Origin of the sequence: Chromobacterium sp. Beijing (genome assembly GCF_021496765.1) — a bacterium.
Lineage (GTDB): Bacteria > Pseudomonadota > Gammaproteobacteria > Burkholderiales > Chromobacteriaceae > Chromobacterium.
Genome location: NZ_CP053750.1, coordinates 1,412,614 through 1,436,876 on the forward strand (window position 1 = coordinate 1,412,614; position 24,263 = coordinate 1,436,876).

23 protein-coding genes, 1 tRNA gene and 1 riboswitch are annotated in these 24,263 nt (G+C 63.5%); of the genes, 14 read left to right on the top strand and 10 right to left on the bottom strand.

Annotated features, from left to right (window positions below; genetic code table 11):
• Window positions 1-57: 57 nt before the first annotated feature.
• The gene (locus tag HQN78_RS06720; protein ID WP_107800004.1) at window positions 58-366 is read right to left on the bottom strand and encodes a hypothetical protein; all 309 of its coding nucleotides are present in this window, start codon (window positions 364-366) and stop codon (window positions 58-60) included.
• A 398-nt stretch (window positions 367-764) separates the two neighbouring features.
• Here HQN78_RS06720 and hpaR point away from each other — a divergent pair, with 398 nt between their 5' ends.
• The gene (hpaR, locus tag HQN78_RS06725; RefSeq protein ID WP_235088691.1) at window positions 765-1,142 is read left to right on the top strand and encodes a homoprotocatechuate degradation operon regulator HpaR; all 378 of its coding nucleotides are present in this window, start codon (window positions 765-767) and stop codon (window positions 1,140-1,142) included.
• Here the strand turns inward: hpaR and HQN78_RS06730 are convergent, their stop codons facing one another.
• A complete protein-coding gene (locus HQN78_RS06730; protein WP_235088692.1) occupies window positions 1,143-1,943 on the bottom strand; it encodes a zinc-dependent peptidase in 801 nt (266 codons plus the stop codon). It lies immediately after the preceding gene.
• 162 nt (window positions 1,944-2,105) lie between these two features.
• On the opposite strand from HQN78_RS06730, the gene HQN78_RS06735 reads away from it, so the two are divergent.
• The 8 genes from HQN78_RS06735 (at window position 2,106) to HQN78_RS06770 (ending at window position 9,042) form a co-directional block, all read left to right on the top strand.
• A complete protein-coding gene (locus HQN78_RS06735) occupies window positions 2,106-3,302 on the top strand; it encodes a cation:proton antiporter (RefSeq protein ID WP_227108360.1) in 1,197 nt (398 codons plus the stop codon).
• A 4-nt stretch (window positions 3,303-3,306) separates the two neighbouring features.
• Window positions 3,307-4,440, top strand: coding sequence for a YbdK family carboxylate-amine ligase (locus tag HQN78_RS06740; protein ID WP_107800002.1), 1,134 nt, complete (start codon window positions 3,307-3,309; stop codon window positions 4,438-4,440).
• Window positions 4,441-4,466: 26 nt separating this feature from the next.
• A complete protein-coding gene (nudC, locus tag HQN78_RS06745) occupies window positions 4,467-5,270 on the top strand; it encodes an NAD(+) diphosphatase (RefSeq protein WP_227108358.1) in 804 nt (267 codons plus the stop codon).
• A 398-nt stretch (window positions 5,271-5,668) separates the two neighbouring features.
• A complete protein-coding gene (locus HQN78_RS06750; protein ID WP_227108356.1) occupies window positions 5,669-6,583 on the top strand; it encodes an MBL fold metallo-hydrolase in 915 nt (304 codons plus the stop codon).
• Window positions 6,584-6,610: 27 nt separating this feature from the next.
• Window positions 6,611-6,928, top strand: coding sequence for a hypothetical protein (locus HQN78_RS06755; protein ID WP_235088693.1), 318 nt, complete (start codon window positions 6,611-6,613; stop codon window positions 6,926-6,928).
• Window positions 6,916-7,755, top strand: coding sequence for a DUF692 domain-containing protein (locus HQN78_RS06760; RefSeq protein WP_235088694.1), 840 nt, complete (start codon window positions 6,916-6,918; stop codon window positions 7,753-7,755). Before HQN78_RS06755 ends, HQN78_RS06760 begins: the two co-directional genes overlap by 13 nt.
• A gap of 19 nt (window positions 7,756-7,774) precedes the next feature.
• Window positions 7,775-8,446, top strand: coding sequence for a putative DNA-binding domain-containing protein (locus HQN78_RS06765; protein ID WP_235088695.1), 672 nt, complete (start codon window positions 7,775-7,777; stop codon window positions 8,444-8,446).
• An 11-nt stretch (window positions 8,447-8,457) separates the two neighbouring features.
• Window positions 8,458-9,042 (top strand): DoxX family protein, encoded by a 585-nt coding sequence (locus HQN78_RS06770; protein ID WP_227108348.1) that lies wholly within the window; start codon window positions 8,458-8,460, stop codon window positions 9,040-9,042.
• 208 nt (window positions 9,043-9,250) lie between these two features.
• Here the strand turns inward: HQN78_RS06770 and HQN78_RS06775 are convergent, their stop codons facing one another.
• The 3 genes from HQN78_RS06775 to HQN78_RS06785 all read right to left on the bottom strand — a co-directional run bounded on the left by HQN78_RS06775 (window position 9,251) and on the right by HQN78_RS06785 (window position 10,741).
• A complete protein-coding gene (locus HQN78_RS06775) occupies window positions 9,251-9,790 on the bottom strand; it encodes a hypothetical protein (RefSeq protein ID WP_235088696.1) in 540 nt (179 codons plus the stop codon).
• A 296-nt stretch (window positions 9,791-10,086) separates the two neighbouring features.
• A tRNA-Thr gene (locus tag HQN78_RS06780) sits at window positions 10,087-10,162 on the bottom strand.
• A gap of 45 nt (window positions 10,163-10,207) precedes the next feature.
• Window positions 10,208-10,741 carry a hypothetical protein gene (locus HQN78_RS06785; RefSeq protein ID WP_235089933.1) on the bottom strand — a complete coding sequence of 178 codons (534 nt, stop codon included), beginning with the start codon at window positions 10,739-10,741 and terminating at the stop codon, window positions 10,208-10,210.
• Between the two features lie 200 nt (window positions 10,742-10,941).
• Here HQN78_RS06785 and HQN78_RS06790 point away from each other — a divergent pair, with 200 nt between their 5' ends.
• On the top strand, window positions 10,942-12,153 hold the full coding sequence (locus HQN78_RS06790; RefSeq protein WP_235088698.1) for a SpoIIE family protein phosphatase: 1,212 nt from the start codon (window positions 10,942-10,944) through the stop codon (window positions 12,151-12,153).
• A gap of 9 nt (window positions 12,154-12,162) precedes the next feature.
• On the opposite strand, the gene HQN78_RS06795 is transcribed toward HQN78_RS06790, so the two are convergent.
• Both HQN78_RS06795 and HQN78_RS06800 read right to left on the bottom strand, forming a co-directional pair.
• Window positions 12,163-12,918 carry an N-formylglutamate amidohydrolase gene (locus tag HQN78_RS06795; RefSeq protein ID WP_235088699.1) on the bottom strand — a complete coding sequence of 252 codons (756 nt, stop codon included), beginning with the start codon at window positions 12,916-12,918 and terminating at the stop codon, window positions 12,163-12,165.
• Window positions 12,919-13,111: 193 nt separating this feature from the next.
• Window positions 13,112-13,849 carry a bifunctional 2-polyprenyl-6-hydroxyphenol methylase/3-demethylubiquinol 3-O-methyltransferase UbiG gene (locus HQN78_RS06800; protein WP_235088700.1) on the bottom strand — a complete coding sequence of 246 codons (738 nt, stop codon included), beginning with the start codon at window positions 13,847-13,849 and terminating at the stop codon, window positions 13,112-13,114.
• 220 nt (window positions 13,850-14,069) lie between these two features.
• Window positions 14,070-14,232: riboswitch (FMN riboswitch) on the bottom strand.
• Window positions 14,233-14,315: 83 nt separating this feature from the next.
• On the opposite strand from HQN78_RS06800, the gene HQN78_RS06805 reads away from it, so the two are divergent.
• Both HQN78_RS06805 and hrpA read left to right on the top strand, forming a co-directional pair.
• Window positions 14,316-14,681, top strand: a complete 366-nt coding sequence (locus tag HQN78_RS06805; protein ID WP_107798990.1) for a DUF5329 domain-containing protein — start codon at window positions 14,316-14,318, stop codon at window positions 14,679-14,681.
• A gap of 97 nt (window positions 14,682-14,778) precedes the next feature.
• A complete protein-coding gene (gene hrpA / locus HQN78_RS06810) occupies window positions 14,779-18,714 on the top strand; it encodes an ATP-dependent RNA helicase HrpA (protein WP_235088701.1) in 3,936 nt (1,311 codons plus the stop codon).
• Window positions 18,715-18,798: 84 nt separating this feature from the next.
• Here hrpA and HQN78_RS06815 read toward each other — a convergent pair whose 3' ends face one another.
• The 3 genes from HQN78_RS06815 to HQN78_RS06825 form a co-directional block, all read right to left on the bottom strand.
• Complete coding sequence (locus HQN78_RS06815; protein WP_235089767.1) at window positions 18,799-19,923, bottom strand: MFS transporter; 1,125 nt, start codon at window positions 19,921-19,923, stop codon at window positions 18,799-18,801.
• A 257-nt stretch (window positions 19,924-20,180) separates the two neighbouring features.
• The gene (locus HQN78_RS06820; RefSeq protein ID WP_235088702.1) at window positions 20,181-21,422 is read right to left on the bottom strand and encodes a GNAT family N-acetyltransferase; all 1,242 of its coding nucleotides are present in this window, start codon (window positions 21,420-21,422) and stop codon (window positions 20,181-20,183) included.
• Window positions 21,423-21,501: 79 nt separating this feature from the next.
• Complete coding sequence (locus HQN78_RS06825) at window positions 21,502-22,302, bottom strand: helix-turn-helix domain-containing protein (protein ID WP_235088703.1); 801 nt, start codon at window positions 22,300-22,302, stop codon at window positions 21,502-21,504.
• A gap of 137 nt (window positions 22,303-22,439) precedes the next feature.
• On the opposite strand from HQN78_RS06825, the gene HQN78_RS06830 reads away from it, so the two are divergent.
• The gene (locus HQN78_RS06830) at window positions 22,440-23,330 is read left to right on the top strand and encodes a DMT family transporter (RefSeq protein WP_107798985.1); all 891 of its coding nucleotides are present in this window, start codon (window positions 22,440-22,442) and stop codon (window positions 23,328-23,330) included.
• Window positions 23,331-23,472: 142 nt separating this feature from the next.
• Window positions 23,473-24,252 carry a class II glutamine amidotransferase gene (locus tag HQN78_RS06835; RefSeq protein ID WP_107798984.1) on the top strand — a complete coding sequence of 260 codons (780 nt, stop codon included), beginning with the start codon at window positions 23,473-23,475 and terminating at the stop codon, window positions 24,250-24,252.
• Window positions 24,253-24,263: the final 11 nt, after the last annotated feature.

Here is a 24,263-nt window from a genome sequence, read left to right on the forward strand (position 1 = left end):
CATAAGCCAGGCGGCGTCTTGCGCAGTGGCCATTGGGATGGTTGCGTCCTGGAATGACTATGTTTCGTTTTGACGCTTGGTCGCGGGCTTGTGAAAACAATCCGGCGGCGGGTTGCCCTTGATGGCGGCGCTGTAGATTTTTCTGGCCAGCGCGAAATCGGACTCGCCGTAACGCGATGGATCGGCTTTCAGCGCCTGCTCCAGCATATTGGTCAGGTGGGCCCATTCCTTATCATTTAACGTTACGGTGACGGTATTTGCTCGGTACTTTCGTTGCCGTTCCGCCCCGGACATTGCAAGGCCGGTACTAGGACGGCCGCGCTTCCTGCCTGCGGCGGCTTCGCCTTGTCGCTGTTCTTCCTTCATTGCCCGCCCTCCTCTGCCCGTTTGTGCCTGTTGGTCCAAGTTAATTATGCGTCACTGTGACGTAAATTCAAAATTATCGTCACCGTAACGCAAATTATGCTCTTGGAGGCTCTGTCGCTTGGCGCTTTTGCCCGTTACTTCGCCCGGTATGCATAATTAATTCAATGAATATATGGTATTGAGATGCTATTTTTTTTGTTTTTGGATTAAAATTTGGAATAAAGTAAATATGTGACGGGTATTTGCATGGCATTTTATTTGTCGAGTTCGCCCTCTCGGGCGATAACCAGCAACACTGGCTGCGCGCAGCCGGAAGCAACGATCTAAATGACCAACAAAAACATAAAACTACATAATCAACGGCTGCCCAGCACCTGCTGCGGGCCAGGGAATCGGTGATGGCTTACTTCCGCCCGATCCTCAACCGTTACGGGGTGACAGAGCAACAGTGGCGCATTCTGCGAGTGCTGGAGGACTTTGGCGATCAGGAGGCCGGCGTTATCGCGGACCGGGCTTGTATCCTGCCGCCAAGCCTGACCGGCATCCTGGTCCGCATGGAAAAAGCGGGGCTGATCCATCGTCAGCGCGACCATGTGGACAGCCGACGTCTGATCATTTCAATGTCGCGGGACGGCCGTGACCTGATTCAACAGATCTCCCCGCTGGCGGAAGACTGTTATCGCCAGATAGAAAGCCATTTGGGCCAGGAAAAGCTGAGCCAGTTGCTGGGCTTGCTGGATGACCTGGAGAAGCTGCCGGCGCCGCGCGCCGGTTGATCAGAACTCTGGGCCCGGGGCGGGTTCCGCCTCGGGCTCGGGCAACCTCGCCGCCGGATCTTGGCGGTAGAACAAGACAAGCTGCTCGTACAGCTCCGGACAGTCCAACTTGAGATGGTGCGGCAGCTCGAAAAAGGCTTCGCTCAACACGGCGAAGAACTCGGCCGGGTTCTCCGCCGCGTACGGGTCCAGCCAGCCGGGATCGATGCCGCGGTCCAGCATGCGGCACAACAAGCGATAGCCCCGGGACCAGACGCGGCTCCATTGCGCCTGTTGCATGCCCTTGTGCAAGGGAGGCGAACCGTTGGCCGGGCCGTTGAGCATGTCCAGCTTGTGCGCCACTTCGTGAATCACCACATTCCAGCCGTCCAGCTGCTCGGAAGCGCGCGCGTCCGGCAGCGACAACACCACCGGGCCGTCCTGACGGGCCTGGCCTATCAGCACGCTCTCGCTTTCATGCTGCAGGCCTATGCCGTCCATCCAGATGTCGCGCGCGACAAACGGCGACGGGTACAGCACCACGTCGTTCCAGCCGCTCAGGGCGGCTTTGCCCAGATTCATGGCGGGCAGCGCCATTTGCAGGGCCACGCTGGCGCATGAGCGGGCGCTTAAGCGCACCCCGTCTTGGCCGGAGAAGCTTTTGCTGCGCAAAACCCAGGCCGCCAGTTCGATCAGGCGCGATAGCTCCGCCTCGTTCAGCCCGGCCAGCAGCGGCATGCGCGCGGCCTGCTCTCGCAGCGCGGCCATCGTTTCCGGAGCGGTTTTGCCGGATAGCGCGCGGCGAATCCACTCAATCACCATGAACTCTCGTCCCGTTTTATCGTCTCTCATACTCTGAGGGCGATTTCGCGCATTTCAATGCGCGTCCCATCCGATCCGTCGCAAGACGTCAACATTCCGCTTTCGCTGCGCCGGCTCAGGCTGGCGCGTCAGTCAAAATCAAAAATAAACGGGGGAATTATCATGAGCCTGCCTTGGCAAACGCTGGCGCTCAATCCTTTGGCGGCATTCGGCGTGCTGTTGTCGCTGGGTGTGATTGGCGGCCAGATCGCCGTGCGGGTGGCGCGTCTGCCCGCCATCGTCGGTTATGTGCTGACCGGCTTGCTGATTGGTCCGCACAGCCTGCGGCTACTGGACGAGCAACTATTGCAGCAAGCGTCCATCTTCGTGCACCTGGCCTTGGGCATTGCGCTGTTTGAGGCCGGGCGCCGCGTGGATTTGCGCTGGCTGCGGGTGGAACGCACCTTGTTGCTGACCACCTTGTTCTATTGCCTGCTGACCTTGCTTGGCCTGTTCGCCGCCTTGCAGCTGTTCGGCCTGGGTCTGGCGGCCAGCCTGATGCTGGCCGCGCTGGGCGTGGCCACTTCGCCGGTGGTCACGCTGGAGATTGTGCGCGAGTCTAACGCGGACGGACAGGTCAGCGAACGCCTGCTGGTGGCCACGGCATTGTCCAATCTGCTGGCCCTGCCCTGCTTCGCGCTGGCCTTGTCCTATGGCCATCTGTCCGGCAACAACGGCGTGGAAAGCGGCATTCTGCTGCCGGGCTGGCTGACCTTGGCCTCCTGTGCGCTGGGCCTGTTGGCCGGTCTCGCGGCAATCCAGCTTAATCGCTGGCTGGGCGGCCGGCAGCGGGAATCGCAGAAAGTCATGCTGTTCGGTTTGATCGCGCTGGTGGTCGGCGTGGCGGACATGCTGCAGGTCTTGCCGTCCCTGGCCTTGCTCACGGCCGGCCTGGCCACGCGCAACCTCAAGCACGGCCATACCGTGACCGAACGCGGCATCATGTCGTCCGCCCATATCTTTACCGTGGCGTTCTTCGTGGCCGCCGGCGCGCAACTGGCGCCGCAGTCGCTGGCGCAGTTCTGGCCGGTGGCCCTGGCCTGCCTGCTGCTGCGCACCGGCTTCGCCGTGTTGATCTGGTGGCTGGCGGCCGGCGCCAATGGCCTGCCCAAGCGCCACGGCGCCTGCCTGGGCTTGGCGCTGAACTCCTGGTCCGGCGGCACTTCGCTGTTGATGAGCTTGGGAGCGATTTCCCTGGGCGCCGCCGCGGGAAACTTCAGCGGAGTGATGATGGCCATCCTGGTGATCAATGAATTGTGCGCGCCGGTGCTGACCCGCCTGGCCTTGAAGCTGGCCGGCGAAACCCGGCCGCAGGAGTGAGACGATGCTGGAATTCAACCGCAGTCAGCCGCTGACCCTGGGGGTGGAGCTGGAGCTGATGATTCTCAATCGGCGCGATTACGATCTGACCCGCGGCTCGGACGATTTGCTGTTGCAGGTGAATCGCCTGCAGCACGGTTTCGACATCAAGCCGGAAATCACCCAGGGCATGATTGAGATCGGCACCGCCGTGCACAGCGACGTCAACAAGATGCTGGAGGAGATTCTGGCCATCCGCGAGCTGCTGGTCAGCAGCGCGCGCAAACTGAATCTGGGCCTGGCCGGTGGCGGCTCGCATCCGTTCCAGCATTGGGACGAGCAACGCATCTACCCCAAGGAGCGCTATCACCTGGTGTCCGAGCTGTACGGCTATCTGGCCAAGCAGTTCACCGTTTACGGCCAGCACATCCATATCGGCTGCCCGGACGGCGACAGCGCGGTGCGCCTGACTCATTATCTGGCGCGCTACATTCCGCACTTCATCGCGCTGTCCGCGTCTTCTCCGTTTTACCAGGGGGTGGACACGCTGTTCCAGACCTCGCGGCTGACCAGCGTCAACGCCTTCCCGCTGTCCGGCTGCATGCCTTGCGTCAACAACTGGGCGCAGTTCAACGACTATTTCCGGCGCATGGCCAACCTCGGCATTGTCGCCAGCATGAAGGACTTTTACTGGGACATCCGGCCCAAGCCGGAGTACGGCACGGTGGAAATCCGCATCTGCGACACGCCGCTGTCGGTGGAGACGCCAGTGTTGCTGGCGGCTTACGCGCAGATGCTGGCGCACCGCTGTCTGAGCGAACGCCAGGACGAGGTGTGTCAGGAACATTATCTGACGTATAGCTACAACCGCTTCCAGGCCTGCCGCTTCGGCTTTGACGGCATGCTGGTGGATGCCGGCAACAATAGCCAGATCGGGCTGCAGGAGGATTTGCTCAACACCTTGAATCAGCTGGAGCCGCAGGCCGAGGCGCTGGGCAATCAGGCGCAGTTGACCGCCTTGCGCCAGCGGGTGTTGAAGCGGCAGTCCGACAGCGCCTGGCTGCGGCAGGTGTTCGACGACAGCGGTTCTTTGTCCGAGGTGGTGCGCCGGCAAAGCGAACACTGGATGTACGCGGCGCCGGGAGTGGGCGTAAACTGAGGGGCTCAAATCTTAACCAAGCCGCCATGCCATTCGACCTGCCCGCCCTGCCCGATCCCGCGCTGCCTGCCCGCTACTGCATTTTCGAAGGGCCCAAGATCCTGTTGCTGGACCAGGCCCTGCCGGATGACCGCGCGCGCGCCTGGCCGCTGGCCCAGATCCTGTTCATCGGCGTGCATGAGGAACACAATCTGTTTCTGGCGGAACTGGTGGGCGCTCCGCCGGCCGGCTGCGAGTGGCTGGCCCTGCGCCCGGCCTTGCTCAGCCTGCCCTCCGGGCTGACGCCGGCCATCGCCCGCGCCGCGCAAATCCGCCAGTTCCAGCGCACTCATCGTTATTGCGGCCGTTGCGCCGGGCCGCTGCTTCAGCGGCCGGACGATAGCGGCAAACGCTGTTCCAGCTGCGGCCAGCTCTACTATCCCAAGCTGTCGCCGGCGATGATGGTGGTAATCCATCGCGGCCGGCAATTGTTGCTGGCGCGCAGCCCTCATTTCGTCCCCGGCGTCTACAGCGCGCTGGCCGGTTTTGTCGAGCCCGGCGAAACCCTGGAGGAATGCGTACACCGCGAGGCGTTTGAAGAGGTGGGCGTGCGCATCAAGAATCTGCGCTACGTCTGCTCTCAATCCTGGCCCTTTCCCCACTCGCTGATGCTGGGCTTTACCGCGGAGTACGACAGCGGCGACATCCAGCCTCAGGAAGGCGAGATCGAAGACGCCGGCTGGTTCGACATCGACGCCCTGCCGCAAACGCCGACGCCCATCTCCATCGCTTATCAATTGCTGAATCACACCGTGGCGTGGCTGCGCGCGCGGGACGAGGGGCGGGCCTAGCCGCTTAGCCGCAGGGCGGACGGCCCCCGTCTCACCCCCGCGCTACACCCCTATCCATCGCTCCATCACAAGCAGGCCGGCGCGCCTGCTTGATCCTCCACATCGTTTTGACGCTGTCCCCGTCTACTTCCTCCGCGCTCTCCCGCCGCCGCCCATCGCCGAATATTCAAGGGATCTTCATCCTTGTATATAAGTTTTTCTACTCATATCCATAAATATAAAAAGTAATGCTGATATAGGCGCGGTGATAAGCTTTAGTCATAGCCAAAGCGACGCGACTCCCGCCTGCAAGGGAAGTCTCGTCGAATTCAATGAAATACGGCGGCGATGACGCAGGCCGGCCTCCCTCCTCAGGCCAAATCACCGCGCCGCACAAGGAGCGCAAAATGAAAATCCGCATGCTTGCCTTATCCCTCTTGCTGGCCTGCGCCGCCAACGCTTCCCTGGCCAGCCCAACTCAATGCGAAAACAAAGACTACGCCTTGCAATTGCTGGGCTCGGGCGGGCCGATCTCCGACGACGGCCGCGCTTCGTCCGCCTCGCTGATCTGGTGGAAGGGCAAGCCGGTGGCGCTGATAGACGCCGGCGGCGGCGCCTTTCTGCGCTTCGGCCAATCCGGCGCGCGGCTGGAAGACGTCGGCTTCATCGGCCTCACCCACTTTCACACCGACCATGTATCGGACTTGCCCGCGCTGCTTAAGGGCAGCTACTTTTTCAGCTCGCCCCGCGCCATTCAGATGTCCGGCCCAACGGGCGGCGCCGGCTTTCCCAGCCTGAGCGGCTTCATGAACGCCCAGTTCAACGCCAAAAGCGGCGCTTACGCCTATCTGTCCGGCCTCTACTCCGGCCAGGGCGACATCCCGCTCAAGGTTTCGCTGTCCAATGTGGACTACCGCAAGACCACGCCGACCACGGTGTATGAAAAAGACGGCGTCCGCATCAGCGCGCTCGGCATTCCGCACGGCGACGTGCCCTGCCTCGCTTATCGGATCGACACCAAGGACGGCAGCATCGTCGTCTCCGCCGATCAGAACGGCGGCAACCCTCGCTTTATCGATTTCGCCAAGAACGCGGACATTCTGGTGATGCCGCTCGCCATCGACGAGCAGGCGGACCCCGCTTCCGCCTTCCTGCACGCCAAGCCGTCCGTCGTCGGCCGCATCGCCGCCGCGGCGAAGCCCAAGCAGCTGGTGCTCAACCATTTCATGGGCAAGGGCCTGCGGCTCAAGGAGCAATCGATCTCCATCGTCCGCCGTTATTACCCAGGCCCGATCCACGCCAGCCGCGACCTTTCATGCTTCCCGGCGCATTGAGCGCCGCCATCCCAAAGGAGAACCGACATGAAAAAACAGATCATTCTTTCCATCGCCATGACATCCTTGCTCGGCCTGAGCGCCGAAGCCGCATTGGCGGCGGAAGCCAGCCAGCCGGCGCAAGCGGTGAAAAGCCAAAGCGGCCATGGCGGCAAATGCGCCAGCGGCAAATGCGCCAGCGGCAAGTGCGGCACGGTGAAGATGTATGAGAAAGCCCCTCTCCGGCACGATCCGCAAGATCAATTGGTGCGCGCCCGCGACGGCAAGTGCGGCAAGACCGGCCAAGGCGTCCACTCCGACCAAACCGGCAAGGGAAAAATGGTGGAGGGCGTATGCGGACAATAAATCAACAGGCCGTCGGCGTGGGGCTGCGCGCCGAACATGCCCAATGGCTGGCCGATCACCCCCCGCAGCCTGAAATCGACTTCCTGGAAATCACGCTGGAAAACTGGATGGACATCGGCGGCCGCAAACGCGAGCAGCTGGACCGTCTGGCGGAGAAATACCCGTTGATCTCGCATGGGCTCAGCCTGTCGATAGGCGACGAGCTGCCGCTGGACGCGGACTATCTCCAGCGCGCCAAGCGCTTTCTCGACCGCTATCGCATCCGCCTGCACGGCGACCACCTCAGTTACTCCCGCGATCGGCAAGGTTATTTGTACGAACTGCTGCCGATCCCCCGCGGCGAAGCGGCCGCGGCGCGCGTCGCCGCCAAGATACGCCAGGTTCAAGACCTCCTGGATCGACCCTTGATCCTGGAAAACATCAGCTACTACCACGCCCACGCTGGCCAGATGGAGGAAGCGGACTTCATCCGCGCCGTTGTCGAACAAAGCGGCTGCCAATTGCTGCTAGACATCAACAACGTCTACGTCAACGCCTGCAACCACGGCTACGACCCGCGACGCTTCATCGCCGATCTGCCGTCCCGGGCCATCCGCTACTTCCACATCGCCGGCCACTGGCGCCGCGACGACGGCATCCTGATCGACACCCACGGCGCGGCCGTATGCGAAGAGGTGCTGGAACTGGCCCGGCACGCCGTAGCTTTACACGGCTCCCGTCCGCTGCTGCTGGAGCGCGACAACCAGTTGCCGCCGTGGCGGGAACTCTGCGAAGAAGCGGCCGCGCTGCGGCGCCGCATCCACCTGCCGGCGGCCCAGGCCGCCTGAGCGCGGCAAAGGAGACATCATGAACGCGATATCGGACATCGAAACCTTCAGCCGGCGGCTGCGGGGCGGCCCGGAGGCCTTGGGCGAGCGTTCCGTCGAGCTTTACCGCCAGTTTCTGCGCGGCAATGTCGAGGAAGTGCTGAGCCATGTCTTCCCCTTGTTCTGCGCCAGGCTGTCGGCTGAGCAGCTGCGCGGCCGCATCGACGACTTTTTGGCGGGCCACGCCTCGTCCAGCCCCGAGTTCCACCACATCGCCACCGAGTTTCTCTGTTTCTCCCAAGCCGGCCTGCCCGCGGATCTGCGGCAATGCCTGGAATACGAGTGGCTGCTGTTCAGCGTGGAAATAGACGAGGCCGTCGTGACGCCGCCCTCCGCCGGGCTGGCGACGGAAAGCTCCGTTTTCTCGCTCAATCCCACGCTGGCCTGCGTTGAACTGCAGCTGGACTTCGCCGGGCTTGCCGGCCCTTACGCCATCTTCCGCGACGCCCGGCATCAGGTGATCCGGAAACCGCTGAGCGCCTTAGATCGCTGGCTGCTGGAGGCCTTGCGGACGCCTTGCGCCTATCCGGCGCTGTCGGCCGAAGTTCCGCCCGACACGCTCTGGACCTGGCTCAAGGAAGCGCTCGCCACCGGTTTGATACAGATGCGCGACATGCGCGCGCCGGCGTCCGACGCCGGCCGCCCAATATGAGGAATACGAAAATGATTGCCAAGATAATGAATGGTTTCGACCGGGCGCTTGCGGCTTGCAAGCAATACGACTTCATCGCCCTGCTGGGCGTCCGCCTCTATCTGCTGCCGGTGATCTACGTCGGCGCCCATTCCAAGGTGGTCGGCTTCAGCGCGGCGGTGAGCTGGTTCGGCGCTCCGGCCAGCGAAGGCGGCCTGGGCCTGCCCTTCCCCGTGCTGTTCGCCTTTCTGGCCGCGGCCACCGAGGTGCTGGGCCTGGTCTGCATCGCGCTCGGCTTGTTCACCCGGGTGATGGCCATCCCCATGATGGTGCTGATGAGCGCGGCCAGCGCCATGGTGCACCTGCCGCGCGGCTGGCTGGCCATTGCCGCCAAGGACATGGAGTCCAGCCAGCGCTTGGCCGGCTTCCTGTCCTGGCTGGCGGAGAACTTCCCCGGCCGTTACAACTACATCACTGAACTGGGCGACCCGGTCATCCTGAACAACGGGATGGAGTTCGCCGCCACCTACTTCGTCATGCTGCTGGTGCTGTTCTTTTACGGCGGCGGCCGCTACGTCAGCGCGGATTACTGGCTGCGCAAGCGCTTTGCCGCTTAAAAGCGCTTCAAAATCCGCTGCGCGTCAAGCCGAGAGCGTTCTCAGAATGAGCGGCCAATGATGGCCGCCCGTCTTTTGGTCAGTTCGAACAAGCATGCCGGCCGCCTATAACAGGCAGTAGCTGGCATCCTCATGTCGGCCTCCTGTTATGACCATGAGCCCCAGCCTGATTTGGCTGGGGTCTTTTTATGCCCTCGAAAAAAGGGGCCTATCCCCTGATGGCAAGATGGTGGCCGACTAAAATGACGCAAATTGAAAATGCGATCGAGTCATAGGCAAGCAAGAATTGATAGGCATTGCTGCCCGCATACGAAAGAAAGGCGTATCCGGCAGAAACCAAGAGCATCCCAAAGAATTTTTTCTTGCTTCTTTTGCTTGGGTTCTTATCGAAGTAAGCGAAAAAATTGGCCAAAGCGCTGGTGAAGGCGGCCCCGTATACCGTCCAACTGGAAGAAGTGCGGGCCTCGTAGATCGCGAGGCTGTTCAGCGCACACAGGGTGGCTTGCAAGAAACCTGCTCGCCCAGCTTTCCAATTGAAATGAAACTGCAGTTCCCTTTGGGTCTGTAACCACAGCCAGCCAATTCTTGCCGTTGCAAAATTCCAGCACTCTCTAAAAGCCATAAGGTCGAACTGCAAGTTCGGCGCCCATGGAAAGTTCTGATTCAGAATTCTCAGCGTTTCGGCCGCGCTTGTTTCGATATCGACTCTCATCCCTTCCGGAGTGAGGAAATTGCCATCTCCAGTCATTTGTCAGTCTCCCATAAGGGGTGAATCAAATTAACGATTGGCGTGCCGATTAATGTCGCCGTTACATCAATAAGTAGCCGACTAAAATATTTTTTCTACAGAAACAATGCTTTATGACGGTTTATAGGGATGAAGACGATTCTTGGCTAAAGAAGTATGGGGAAAAGCGTAACAATGCGCGAAGCGGCGGGGCGGCGATATTTTGGCGTAGTGGGAAATATCAGCCAACGTGGCCGGCACTCCCCTAAAACGCACCAAGGGCCTATAGAGAAAACTCTATAGGCCCTTGATTTTATTGGTGCCGGCGGCAGGAATCGAACTCGCGACCCCCTGATTACAAGTCAGGTGCTCTACCAACTGAGCTACACCGGCGAAGAGAGGCGTATTATGTCTTGCCTCAATGGCTTTGGCAAGCCATCAGCGCGTCTTTTTCGGCGCCTTCTTCACGCTTTTTCCTACCTTTTTGTTTTTGCTGATTTTTTTAGCGGGCGCCTTGGCCTGCGGCGCGCGCTTTGCGGTTTTGGCTGCGTGACGCGGCTTTTTGGCCGTCGATTTTTTGACGGTCGATTTTTTTGTCGCCGGCTTGGCCGCCGCCTTGCCGTGACGCGTCTGCTTGGCGCTAATGGCCTTGGCCTGACGCTTGCCCTGCTTCGCGGATTTCGCCTTGGCCTTGCCTTTGGCCTGGCGAGCAGGCTTGGCTTGCTCTTTGGCGCGCGCCGGTTCCGCCGCCTGAACGGTTTTGGCCGGCGCGGCCTTGCGCGCGGGCTTGCTCGCCGGCGCCATCTGCACGTCGCCGGGCAAAGGCATGTCTTCGGGTTCGGCCAGGCTGGCCGGGCTGATCAACGCCAGGCTCAAGGCCAGCGCAATGGTGTGCGTCGCGAATTTCATGATCGGGGGTCTAATGCTCTCTGGGATGAAACGGGCCGCGCTTTGCGCCGCCAAAACCCGCATACTAGCACGGGGTTTCCCGCGCCCTGGCGGAAATTGACGAAGGCGGGCAAAGTCCAATCCGCCGCGCGGACTGATTTTTATTGCCGCAGTGCGCCATCGCCGCCTCACATATGCTATACCCACAGTGCAATGCCAATGTAATTGCCTTTGCGCTCGTTTGCGCCGCTCGCTTCCCTTTCCTGACACGTAATGGAAACAGCATGCCCCAGCCCAAAATTTTGCTGGTGGACGACAGCGCCACCAATAGCCTGATGGTCCGCACCTTCGTTGAAGACCTGGGCTATCAATGCGATCTCGCCGGCAATGGCCGGGAGGCCGTCGCCATGTGTAAGACAGTCGGCTACGACTTGATCCTGATGGACATCATCATGCCGGTGATGAACGGGCTGCAGGCCACCATGGAGCTGCGGACCCTGTTCGGAGAACACTGGGTGCCCATCATCTTCCTGACCGGCCTGAGCCAGCAGCAAGATCTGATCGAAGGCCTCAAGGCCGGCGGCGACGACTATCTGACCAAACCGGTCAGCCCGGACCTGCTGACGGCCAAGATCCAGGTATTTTTGCGCATCGCCCAAATGCAGCGGCAGATCAACCAGGACGCGGTGCGCCTGGAGCGCTACTTCCAGAACAATGAGCGCGAACAAAGCTACGCCTTGGAGCTGATCGAGCGGCTGAATCGGCAACAACTGGAACTGCCGGCCCATGTCTGGCGTCATTTGCGGCCGGCTTCCCAGTTCAACGGCGATCTGGTCTGCTATGCCCGCGCGGCAGATCGGGAATACCTGATGCTGGCCGATTGCACAGGACACGGCCTGACCGCGGCCATCAGCGCCATCCCGGCGGTGGAGTGCTTTTACGAACTGGCTCAGGCGCAAGCGGCCTTGGGCGACATCGCGGCGGCCATCAACGACAAATTGCACCGCCTGCTGCCCTCCGGGCGCTTCGTCGCCGGCATCCTCATCGGAATTGACGCGGCCGCGCAGTCCGTGCAGGTCTGGAACGGCGGTATTCCCTGCGCGCTGATGTTTGATCCGCAAGGGCGCAAGGTCAAGCAATTCCGTTCCGAGCACCCGCCCCTGGGCATTTTGGCGGCTAGACAGTTCGACCGTTCGCTGGAAACCAGCATGTTGAAGCCGGAGCATGCGCTGGTCGTCTGCTCGGACGGCATTACCGAGGCCCAGGCGGACAATGGCCAGATGTTTGGCCTGGACGGCGTGATCAAGGCGGTGGAAGCAGGCTGGCCCGGACGAATCGGCAATACCGTATTGCAGGCGCTGCAGCGCCACCGCCAGAACGAAGCCATCTTGGACGACGCGTCCTTGCTGGTGGTGCATTCGCCATCGGTCCCAAACCAGCCTGAGGCCGATATCGGCTGCGCCGTGCCAAACCGCTCCCGCTGGCACGACGCCTGAGCGCCGCGCCTAGCCCTCCACCTCTCTCACATAGAGCACCAGCGCCTGCAAAAGCTGGGAGAAACGATGCGCGGCCAGATTGCCGTCCGAGGGCGTGAGCCAGGTGCTGCTGATTTCCAGCTGAATGGCTGGCACGCCCAGCCGCGAAGCGAATTTGGCGATGGTCTGATGCTTGGACGCGGCGAAGTAGTTGTCGGAGACATTGAGCACGCCCTGCCCTCGCAAACGCTGCTCCAGCCGCTGTTGCAGCCAGGGCTTGCCCAGGAGCGAAGCCCCGTTCAAGGTGCCGAAGTCCACGTCGTAAGGCCGGTAGGGATGGCTGCCGTGCAGGTCCAGCACCAGCAAGGGGCGCTGATCGGCGATCAAAGCCGCCAGCTTGCGTTTGAAGGCGTTGTCGTCTTCGTAATTGGGGTCGGACGGCGAGGCGCGGGTGGTGTAGATCGCGGTGGCGCCGGCCAGTTGGTGCAGCATCGCCGCCAAGGCCGCGGTGCCGCCGCCGTCGGAGAAACGGTATTGCCCGTCGCGGAACGGGCTGGTGGCGTGCGGCGCGGTAACGATGATGGGACGCTTGCCCTCCAATACGGTAAACCACGGCTCGCCGTTTTGCGGCGGCCTGTCCTTGGCGGCATCCGCCTCCTGCTGCAGCTTGATGGCCTCGACGATGTGGGCCGGTTCGATGACGGCACGTTCCGGCGGGGTCTTGCCGACGGCCGGCGCCGTCGATAAGGCCAGAATCAGAATCCCCGCTACCCATCCGCTTCTCATCGCCCTCCTCCTGATTCTTGCCCGATCATTGCTGGACCGGGCATGCGCGGCTTGGTTCTAAGAACCTGTTTGCGATCTGCTACGCGCCGGCGATACGGCGTTGAAAACAGCCATGCCGTTTTTCAGCCGTTTTCGCCTTGCCGCGACTTGCGCGAGACTTTGAACAGGTTCGGGCCAGTCCGGCAAGGCTGCGCTAACGCGCCGGCTTTCGCGCGGAGAGCAGCAGCAGGGCCGGACGGCGCGCGTGCGGCCGCAAACCGTCCCGATGCGCCAGGGTCTGCGGGTCCGGCGCGGGCTCGCCCAGGTGAAGCAGTTGGAAGCCGGCGTCCAGCAAGCCTTTCACATAGCTTTCCACCGTGCGGTGATGTTTGATCACGCCGTCGACGAACCAGCGGCTTGCGCGCGCATCTTGCTGAAAGTAGGCGTCCAGCGTCCAGTGCGATGGCTCGCCCGCCGCGTCCAGCGCCCAGCCCTGAGGGCTGGCCGTGCAAATCGGGTGCTCCACCGTCAGCGCGAACACGCCGCCGGGCCGCAGCGCGGCGAACACGCGCGCCGCCGCCGCCGCGTAATCCTCCACATAGTGCAGGGCCAGCGAGGACACGGCCAGATCATAGGCGGCGACCGGAGGCTGAAAATCCTCGATGCCCGCGCACCGATATTGGATGGCGGGATCCTGGGTGCGCGCCCGCGCCTGTTCCAGCATGCGTTCGGACAAATCCACCGCGGTGACGCTGGCCGCGCCCTCGCCGCGCGCCCAGCGGGCGAAATCGCCGAAACCGCACCCCAGGTCCAGGATGTCGATGCCGGCCAGCGGCGGCAGCGCGCCGCGCAAGGCGGGCTGCTCCAGCACGCCGTTCAGCCCGGCGTCGCTGTCGCGCAAGGCTTGGTATTGGGAGAAAAAGACCGGATGGTCGTAGATGTTTTGCTGCATGTGGAGGCTCCGTAAAAAATCTAAGAGCCTGTTCAAAGTCTCGCGAGCAAGAGCGAGACAAGGCGAAAACAGCAGAGAAAGCGGAATGTACAAGTAGTACATGAGCATTTCGAAGGTGTTTTCAACGCCGTATCGCTGAAGCGCAGCAGACATTGAGCAGGTTCTAAGGAAAGCGCCCCAGGGCGACGCGCAAAAGCGCGCCGGGCTCTCACGGCCTGGCGCGCGTCTTCTCTCATCCGGACTCTCACCGTCGGCTTCGGCTTCTCACCGAATCTGCTGACCCGCGCATCGTGGAAACGGCTGCGCGGCGCTCGCGGGCTCGTCGCCGGCATTCGCCGCGACATACCGCCGGTGGGGAATTTCACCCCGCCCTGAAGACCGGCACAGCATAAAGGCGGCGCGGAAGTTGGACAAGCCCCGCCCCATCGCGCATAGTCTGCGCATTCCAATTGCAATGGAGCGAAGCATGACCCCGAAGCTGCCGATCTGGCTGTTTTTTTGTTTGAGCGCCGGCGCGGCCGTCGCCGCGCCCACCCCGGCCGCCAAGAACGAGATCAACCATCTATTGGACTATCTGGCCCAATCCGGCTGCGAATTCAATCGCAACGGCAGTTGGTACGGCTCTAAAGAGGCCCGCGATCATCTGAACGACAAATACCAGTATCTGCTGAAAAAAGACTGGGTCAGCAACGCGGAAAGCTTCATCGAGCGCGCGGCCACCCAAAGCAGCATCAGCGGGAAGGCCTATCAGGTGCGTTGCGGCTCGGCGCAGCCGGTGGCCAGCGCCGGCTGGCTGAAAGCGGAGCTGGGCCGCTACCGCCAGCGCAAATAAGCCGTTCCGCCGGCGTCCGGCCGGCAATCCAGGCCTGCCGGACCGCCACGCAGCTGTTATAATCGCCGCTTTCCTGTAATCCAGTGTTCTTTTCCCGATGACTGCTGCCCAGCTGCTGGCCCAACTCAAGGCCGACCTCCCCTCCTGCCTGATCCGCGACCGCCACGCCTTGCGCCGCAAACTGAGCGACGCCGCCGAGCGGCTGAAGAAAAACCAGCCCGCGGACAGACAGCTGGCCGACATCCAGGCGCAGATCGAGCGCTCCGCCGCCAAGGTGGCCGCGCGCCGCGCCCATCTGCCCAAGCCCGATTTCGACGACGCCCTGCCGGTCAACCAGAAACTGGCCGACATCAAAGCCGCCATCGACGGCCATCAGGTGGTAATCATCTGCGGCGAAACCGGCTCCGGCAAAACCACCCAGCTGCCCAAGATCTGCCTGGAACTGGGCCGCGGCGTGCACGGCCTGATCGGCCACACTCAGCCGCGCCGGCTGGCCGCGCGTTCGGTGGCCAGCCGCATCGCCCAGGAGCTGAAATCCACGCTGGGCGAGCATGTCGGCTTCAAGGTGCGCTTCACCGACAAGCTGTCGGACAAATCGGTGATCAAGCTGATGACCGACGGCATCATGCTGGCGGAAACCCAGACCGACCGTTATCTGGAAAACTACGACACCATCATCATCGACGAGGCGCATGAACGCAGCCTCAACATCGACTTCCTGCTGGGTTATCTGAAACAGCTGCTGCCGCGTCGGCCGGACCTGAAAGTGATCATCACCTCGGCCACCATCGACGCCGACCGCTTCTCCCGCCATTTCGACGGCGCGCCGGTGATCGAAGTCTCCGGCCGCACCTATCCGGTGGAAGTGCGTTACCGGCCGTTGGCGCAGCGCGATGAAGACGAGCGCGAAGTGGAGATGGAAGGCGCCATCGTCGACGCCGTAGACGAGCTGTCGCGCCAGGGTCCGGGCGATATGCTGGTCTTTCTGCCCGGCGAGCGCGAAATCCGCGAAACCGCGGAAAAACTGCGTAAATCCGGCATCCGCGGCTACGAAATCCTGCCCTTGTTCGCGCGCCTGTCCAACGAGGACCAGCAAAAGATCTTCAAGCCCTCCGGCGGCCGCCGCATCGTGCTGGCCACCAATGTGGCCGAAACCTCGCTGACGGTGCCGGGCATCAAATACGTGATCGACACCGGGCAGGCGCGCATCAACCGCTACAGCCCGCGCGCCAAGGTGGAACAGCTGCAAGTGGAGAAGATCTCCCAGGCGGCGGCGCGGCAGCGCGCCGGCCGTTGCGGCCGCGTCGAGGCCGGCATCTGCGTGCGCCTGTACGGCGAGGACGACTTCAATCAGCGTCCGGCCTTCACCGATCCGGAAATCGTCCGCTCCAACCTGGCCGCGGTCATCCTGCGCATGGCCGCGCTGCGGCTGGGCAAGGTGGACGCCTTCCCCTTCATCGAAGCGCCCAGCAGCCGGCTGATCGCCGATGGTTACCAGGTGCTGACCGAACTGGGCGCGGTGGACGACAAGGGGGAATTGACCAGCGTGGGCAAGGAGCTGGCGCGGATCCCGGTGGACCCGAAAGTGGGCCGCCTGCTGCTGGCCGGCCGCGACTTCGGCTGCGTGCGCGAAGTGCTGATCATCGCCGCCGCCCTCAGCGTGCAAGACCCGCGCGAACGGCCGTTCGAGGCGCGCGAGGCGGCCGAACGCGCGCAGGCGCGCTTCAACGACGAGAAGTCCGACTTCCTGTCCTTCCTGCACCTGTGGGACTTCTTCTCCGACGCGCTCAAGCACAAGAAATCCAACCGTCTGCTGATCAACACCTGCCACGAGCACTTCCTGTCCCATCTGCGCTTGCGCGAATGGCGCGAACTGCACGCGCAGCTGGCGGACATCGCCGGCGAGCTGGGCCTGATCAAGCGCGAACAGGCGCACGCCGACGCCGAGCAGCCGGACGCGCAGATGACGCAGAAAAAGCGCCAGCAGCTGGACGCCGTCGCTTATGAAAACCTGCACAAGGCGCTGGTGACCGGCCTGATCGGCAATCTGGGCATGAAAAACCAGGAAGGCGACGATTACCAAGGCACCCGCGGCGTCAACTTCCACGTCTTCCCCGGCTCCGGCCTGAAAAAGGCCAAGCCCAAATGGCTGGTGGCGGCGGAACTGGTGGAAACCACCCGCCTCTACGCCCGCTGCGTGGCCAAGATCGAGCCGGAATGGGTGGAAAAGCTGGCGCCGCACCTGGTCAAATACCATTACTTCGACCCGCACTGGGAGAAGAGCCGCGGCGAAGTGGTGGCCAGCGAACGCGTCACCCTGTACGGCCTGACCCTGGTGCCGCGCCGGCCGGTCAGCTACGGCCGCATCGCGCCGGAAGAGGCGCGCGAGCTGTTCATCCGCGGCGCGCTGGTGAATATGGACTATGTCAGCAACGCGCCCTTCTTCCAACGCAATCAGCAATTGATCCGCGAAGTGGAGCAGCTGGAGCACAAGGCGCGGCGTCAGGACGTGCTGGTGGACGAAGAGGCGCTGTTCGCCTTCTACAGCGAACGGATTCCGGCCGAGGTGGTGGACGCCGCCAGCTTCGAGGCCTGGCGCAAGGAGGCGGAAAAGACCGAAGCCAAGCTGCTGCACCTGACGCGCGAAGAACTGATGCGCCACGCCGCGCAGCATGTCACCGAAAACCAGTTCCCGGAATGGCTGGAGCTGGAAGACGGCCGCCTCAAGCTGCGCTACCGCTTCGAACCCAATCACCCGCTGGACGGCGTCACCCTGGACGTGCCGCTGGCCATCCTCAACCGCCTGCAGCCGGCCGCCTTCGAATGGCTGGTGCCCGGCATGGTGCGCGAGAAGCTGCAACAACTGATCAAGGGCCTGCCCAAGCAGATCCGCCGCTGCTGCGTGCCGGTGCCGGACTTCGTCACCCGCTTCCTCAGCGTCAATCCGGATCAACAGCAGCCGATCGCGCCGCAGCTGGCGCGCTTCATCCTGCGCGAAACCGGCGGCGTCAAAGTGGACATCGACGATTTCCGCGTCCAGGAGCTGCCGGCCCATCTGCTGTTCAACTTCCGCGTCATTGACGACGGCAAGCAGGAAATCGGCCTGGGCCGCGATCTGCTGGCGCTGCAAAAGCAGTTCGGCCAGGCCGCCCAGCTGACCTTCCGCGACACCAGCGCGGAGTTCGAGCGCGACGAAGTCAGCAGCTGGGACTTCGGCGAACTGCCGGAAAGCATTCAGTTCGCCCGCGGCCGCCAGCAACTGACCGGCTACCCGGCGCTGACGCTGGAGCAGGACAAGGTGGCGATCCGCCTGTTCGACACCCAGTTGATGGCCGAGCGCCATCACCGTCAGGGCGTGATCCGGCTGCTGCAGCTGCAGCTCAAGGAACAGATGAAGCAGCTGTCCAAGGGCCTGCCCGGCATGACCCAGCTGGGTCTGCAACTGCGCGCGGTGGCCAATGTCGACGAATTGCTGGCCGACGCCATCGCCTGCATCTGCGACCGCGCCTTCATCGGCGACGACGCGCTGCCGCGCAATGAGAAAGCCTTCAACGAGCAGAAAACCCGCGCCCGCACCCGGCTGCCGGCCGTCAACCAGGCGGTGACCCAGTATCTGGGCCAGGTGGCGTCCGAATACGGCCCGCTCAGCGTCAAGATGCAGAAGCACAAGCTGGGCTACGAGTTGCAGCAGCAATTGGCCAAGCTGGTTTACAAGGGCTTCCTGGCCGCCACGCCGTGGAGCCAGCTGCCGCACCTGCCGCGCTATATGCGCGCGATGGGCTTGCGCATGGACAAGCAGCCGGCCAACCCGCAGCGCGACGGCCAGCGTGGCGCGGAAATCCGCGACCTATGGCAGAAATGGGAAACCCGGGTGGCCGAGGACAATGAAGCCGAAGGCGCGTCCCAGGCGCTGCTGGATTTCCGCTGGCAGATCGAGGAACTGCGCGTCAGCCTGTTCGCCCAGGAGCTGAAAACGCCGTATCCGGTGTCCGCCAAGCGGCTGTTGAAGCTGTGGAGCGAACTACCGCGCTAATGCTCGCCAGACCTTGAACTGGCTCGCCCTGGCATGAGAAAACGGCGGCGTCTTTATCGACGCCGCCGTTTTTCTATGCGCGCTTCAATGCACCGGATGGGACAAGCCCGGCCTATCCCCCCAGGCCAGCAGGAACAAGCCCATCGCCAGCCCCACCAGGCAGAAAATCATCAGATAGCCGGCCAGCGCCAGCGAGCTGGCCTCCATCCACACCGACAGCAAGACCGGCGTGAAGCCGCCCACCACCGCGTAAGCCACATTGTAGGAAAACGACAGGCCGCTGAAGCGGATGGGCGCCGGGAAGGCGCGCACCATCAGAAAAGGCACCGCGCCGACAATGCCGGCGAAAAAGCCGGTCAGCGTGTACAGCGGGCGCAACCAGCTTACGTCATGCCCCATGGTCTGGTAAAAACACCAGCTGCTGACGCCCAACAGCAGGCTGCCCGCGGTGAACACCGGCCCGCCGCCGAAACGGTCCACCGCCAGGCCGGCGACGATGCAGCCCACGCTCAGCGCGATGATGGCCAGGCTGTTGGCGGACAAGGCCTCCACCGGCGGCACGCCGAACTGCTTTTGCAAAAAAGTGGGCGTCATCAGAATCACCACCACGATGGTGACCGACAGCATCGCGGTGGCCGCCATCGACACGGCCATGCCCAGACGATGGCCGCGCAAGGCCGCCTTCAGCGGCAGCTCGGCGGACAGCGCCTTGCGCGCCTGCATTTCGTTGAACACCGGCGTCTCATGCAGCCAGCGGCGCAGATACATCGCCACCAGGCCGAAAACGCCGCCGATCAGGAAGGGAATCCGCCAGGCGCCGTCCTCCAGCTGCTGCGGCGTGAAGAACAGATTCATCGCCATCGCGATCAGGGAGCCGAACAGAATGCCTATGGTCAGCCCCGAGGTGATGATGCCGCAAGCCAGGCCGGTGCGACTGGGCGGCGCATGCTCGGCGACGAACACCCAGGCGCCCGGCACCTCGCCGCCGATGGCCGCGCCCTGCAATACGCGCAGCAGGAGCAGCAAGATCGGCGCCCATATCCCTATGCTCTGATACGTGGGCAGCAGGCCCATCGCCAGCGTCGGCAAGGCCATCAGCACAATGCTGAGCGTGAACATGCGCTTGCGGCCGAACAAGTCGCCGAAGTGCGCCATGACGATGCCGCCCAGCGGCCGCGCCAGGTAGCCGGCGGCGAAAATGCCGAACACCTGCAATTGGCGCAGCCAGCCCGGAATGTCGTGGGGAAGAACAGCTTGCCCAAGACCAGGGCGAAGAACACGTAAATGATGAAATCGTAAAATTCCAGCGCGCCGCCCAGCGAAGCCAAGCCCAGCGTCTTGCAATCGTTCCGGTTCAGTTTGCGCGCGGGTGCCGCGGCGGCGCTCGCCGTTTGAGTCATATCAGGTCCTTTCCGCGACCAAGATGCACACGCCCTCCCCGCCGCGCGGCGCGAAGGGCTAGGCCATTATTTTTTGAAGGGATTGATCGTCGGCGCGTCTTCGTGCTGGACGATGCCGAAGCTGCTGCGGATCAGCGAATTGAGCACAGGCTGGCGATGGCGTATCCACAGCGAGGTGGGCACTGGCTGGCAGCCCATCCTCGCCTTGGGCTCCAGCGCGGTGCGGCCGAAGATCACCCGCCGTCCGCCGGCGGCCAAGGCCGACTCGATCGCCGTGTGCAGCAGGCGCAGGTAAAGCGGCAGCTCCTTGGCCGCGGCGCGGTCGAAGCCTATCTGCGCGGCGGTGACTTCCGCGCCGTCTTTCAAGACCAGCAGGAAGCCCAGCAACGCGCCGTTCCGCCACAAGCCGCGCAGTTCCGCCCGCTCCGGCCCCAGCGCCGCCATCCGCCGCCAGTAGTCGGCGCTCACCGTCACCGGCCGCAGCGTGGCATTGTCTTGCACCGCCAGGTAAAGCGCTTGCATCCGCTCCGCCTGCGCGTCCACCTGTTCCGGCGTCATCACGCCGATCTCGCAGCCGGAGGCTTCCACGGGCTTGAAGATCTGCTGGCGGATGGCGCTGCGGTATTTGGAGGTCATGCCGGCCAGGTAGTCGTCGTAAACGCGCCAGTCCTCGGCCAGCGGCAACACCATATTGGGCTCCGTCTCCAGGGTGCTGTAGCTGAGCTTGCCCAGCGCCCGGCTGTCTTCCCGCGCCGTTTCGTCCATGTCCTTGACCAGCACGAAGTCGATCTGGCCGTTCAGCTTCTCCGCGCGGCGGATGCGGTAGAGAATCTCCGCCACCGCCTGCCAGCGGGTCTGCGGGTCCAGATCGGCGGCGAAGGCCGCGCCGTCCAGGCCGTAGCTGAGCATATTGCCGCAGACCAGCAGCCGTTGCCGCAGCTTGGGCTTGAGGTTTTGCGCCAGCGCCGCGCGCAGCGAGCCTTCCGGCCGCGGCCCGGGATGGGCCTGCATGGTTTCCAGGCTGACTTCCAACAGCTGCATCGCCACCGCCGCCACCGGCTCGCCGTCGCGATAGGCCAGCGCGTAGCGCACTTCGAAATGGGCGAGCCCGGACCGCTCCAGCGCGCGCCAGTAATCGCGGGACATCAGCAGCCCGTGCCGGGCCGCCAGCTGATCCCAGTGTTGTCCGTTCAAAAAGTCTATGCGCTCGGAGAAGGCGAAATTCAGCGCGCTGGCCTGCCGCAAGCGGCGGCGCAGCTTCCAGCCGTCGCCCAATTGGCGGGCCAGTTGTTTGATTTTCTTGCTCATGGCTTGGGGCGTAGAAGGCTGGTTCTATGATTGACAATCATTCCAGTGTGCCGCAATGCCAAACGGGCAACAAGCTCCCTCAAGGCGCGCCGTCGGTCAGCAAGCGCCGGTAGCGCTCCGGGGAATAGCCCAACTGCTTGTTGAACATGGCGATAAAGGCGGAAGCGGTGCCGTAGCCCAGGTCGGCGGCGATGTCCTGCACCGCCCGCCCCTCGCGCAGCCAGGCCAGGGCCCGCAGCAGCCGCACCCGGTTGCGCCACTGGACAAAGCTCATGCCCAGCTCGCGTTGAAAATGGCGCGCCAGCGTGCGCTCGGTGCCGTGCACGCGCCGCGCCCACTGCGCCAGCGTGGCCGCGTCGGCCGGATTGTCGCGGATGGCGGCCAGAATGGGCGCCAGCTGACGATGACGGCTGTCCGGCAGATAGCTGTCCTGGTGGCCGGCCTGGGCCAGCCGCGCCAGCAGCAGCTCGGCCTGACGCCGGTCCCACGGGTCCCGGATCGCGGTAACGCCGCGCTGGCAGAAGTCATCCAGCAGCGCGCGCAGCAAGGGCGTTTGCGGAATCAGGCAAGGGTGGGCGGGCAGCCCGGCGGCTTCCTCCGCGCCGACGTAGACCGAGGTGTAGCGCATCGCCTGGCGCACCGAGGCGGAGTGGCGCACCCCGGCCGGCACCCAGATCAGAAACTCCGCCGGCGCCGCCAGCGCGCGTTCGGCCTGGCCGGGCTCGATCAGGCTCAACTCGATCACCCCCAGGCTGATGCAGTTCAACTGCCCCCAGGGATGGCTGTGCGGCGAGAACTCGGTCTGCGGCGTCAGCTGGTCGTAGCGCAGATGGATGGGCGCCGGCGCCGGCAAGCCCTGGTCCAGTTCGGAATAGTCCAATTTGTCGGTTTCCCGCTATCGTCTTGTCTGGTTTGCGTTATATGCATTGAATCAGACAGCGCTACACTGCGCACTGTCAATGCTTTTCTGTGCTCTCGCCCGCCCGATCGGACGAAAGCCGCATCCGGAGCCATCCCATGTATTCATTGTTTCCCATGCTGGCCGTGCTGATCTGGTCCGCCAACACCGTGGTGTCCAAGGCCGCGGCCCAGGCGCTGGACCCCGCCGCCATCTCCTTCTACCGCTGGCTGCTGGCCGCGCTGATTCTCACTCCCTTGAGCCTGCGGCCGGCGCTGCGCCAATGGCGGGCCATCCGCCCCTGGCTGGGCCGCTTCGCCGTATTGGCCGCGCTCGGCATGGTGATGTACCAATGCCTGGCTTATTACGCCGCGCACAGCACCAGCGCCACCAATATGGGCGTGATCTGCGCCTTGATCCCCTTGCTGGGCCTGGCGCTGAACGCCGTCGCCTTCCGCCAGCCGGTGGGCGCTCACGCGCTGTTCGGCGTGGCGGTGTCCTTGCTGGGCGTGCTCTATCTGCTGGGCCAGGGGCGGCCGCTGGATCTGCTCAGCGGCGGCGTCAACCGCGGCGACGCGCTGATGCTGGTGGGTTCGCTCTCCTACGCGCTGTACGGCATTCTGCTGCGCCGCTGGGCGCCGCCCTTCGGCAGCTGGACCAATCTTTACATCCAGGTGCTGCTGGCGGTGTTGATGCTGGTGCCGGTGGCGCTGAGCGCGGACAGCCTGGCGGTGCCGCCGCAAGGCGTGGGCCTGGTCGCCTTCGCCGGCATCGCCTCCTCGGTGCTGGCCCCCTATCTGTGGATGCGCGGCATTCAGGGCCTGGGCAGCGAGCGCACCGCCATCTTCATGAATTTGCTGCCCTTGTTCACCGCCGTGATCGCCAGCGCGCTGCTGGGCGAAACCATTCATGATTACCACTGGCTGGGCGGCGGCCTGATCCTGCTCGGCGTCAGCCTGAGCCAGGGCGGCTGGGCCAAGCTGCGCGGCCTCGTCCGTTCGACGGCCTGAGCTTCGCTTTTCCCGCCGCGCCCGGGCTCCACGGCCGGCGCGGCGGGATTGCCGCGGCCCCGCTTATCGCCTAAGCTCTGTAACAAAACCGCAGCCGGCGCGGGCCGGCCATGACAACCTCTTTACCGTGGAATCAGAAACCATGTGCCAGTTACTGGGCATGAATTGCAATACCCCAACCGATATCCTGTTCTCCTTTGAAGGCTTTCACCGCCGCGGCGGCCAGACCGACCACCACGCCGACGGCTGGGGCATCGCCTTTTTCGAGAGCAAGGGCTGCCGCATCTTCCTGGACGACAAACCGTCGGTGGAATCGCCGGTGGCCAATCTGGTGCGCAACTATCCGATCAAATCGGAAAACGTGATCGCCCACATCCGCAAGGCCACCCAGGGCGAAGTCAATCTGGCCAACACCCACCCCTTCATGCGCGAGATGTGGGGCCGTTACTGGATCTTCGCCCACAACGGCAACCTGGAAAACTTCCAGCCCGAGGCCGGCTGCCATTACAACCCGGTGGGCAGCACCGACTCCGAGCGGGCCTTCTGCCACCTGATGGAACGGCTGCGCGCCAAATGGTGCCAGCAACCTCAGCTGGACGATTTGTTCGCCGAAGTGGCGCGGCTGGCGGCGGAGATCTCCAGCCACGGCGTGTTCAACTTCATGCTGAGCAACGGCGAGGCGCTGTTCGCCCACTGCTCCACCCATCTGCACTACATCATCCGCCAGGCGCCGTTCAACACCGCTCACCTGGTGGACGACGACGTCAGCGTGGATTTCGCCTCGGTCACCACCCCGCATGACCGCGTGGCGGTGATCGCCACCCAGCCGCTGACGGACAACGAAAGCTGGACGCCGCTCGTCCCCGGCGAGCTGCTGCTGTTCCGCGACGGCTCTCCGCTGCTGCAACACCTGCCGGGCTGAGCGCCCGCCGA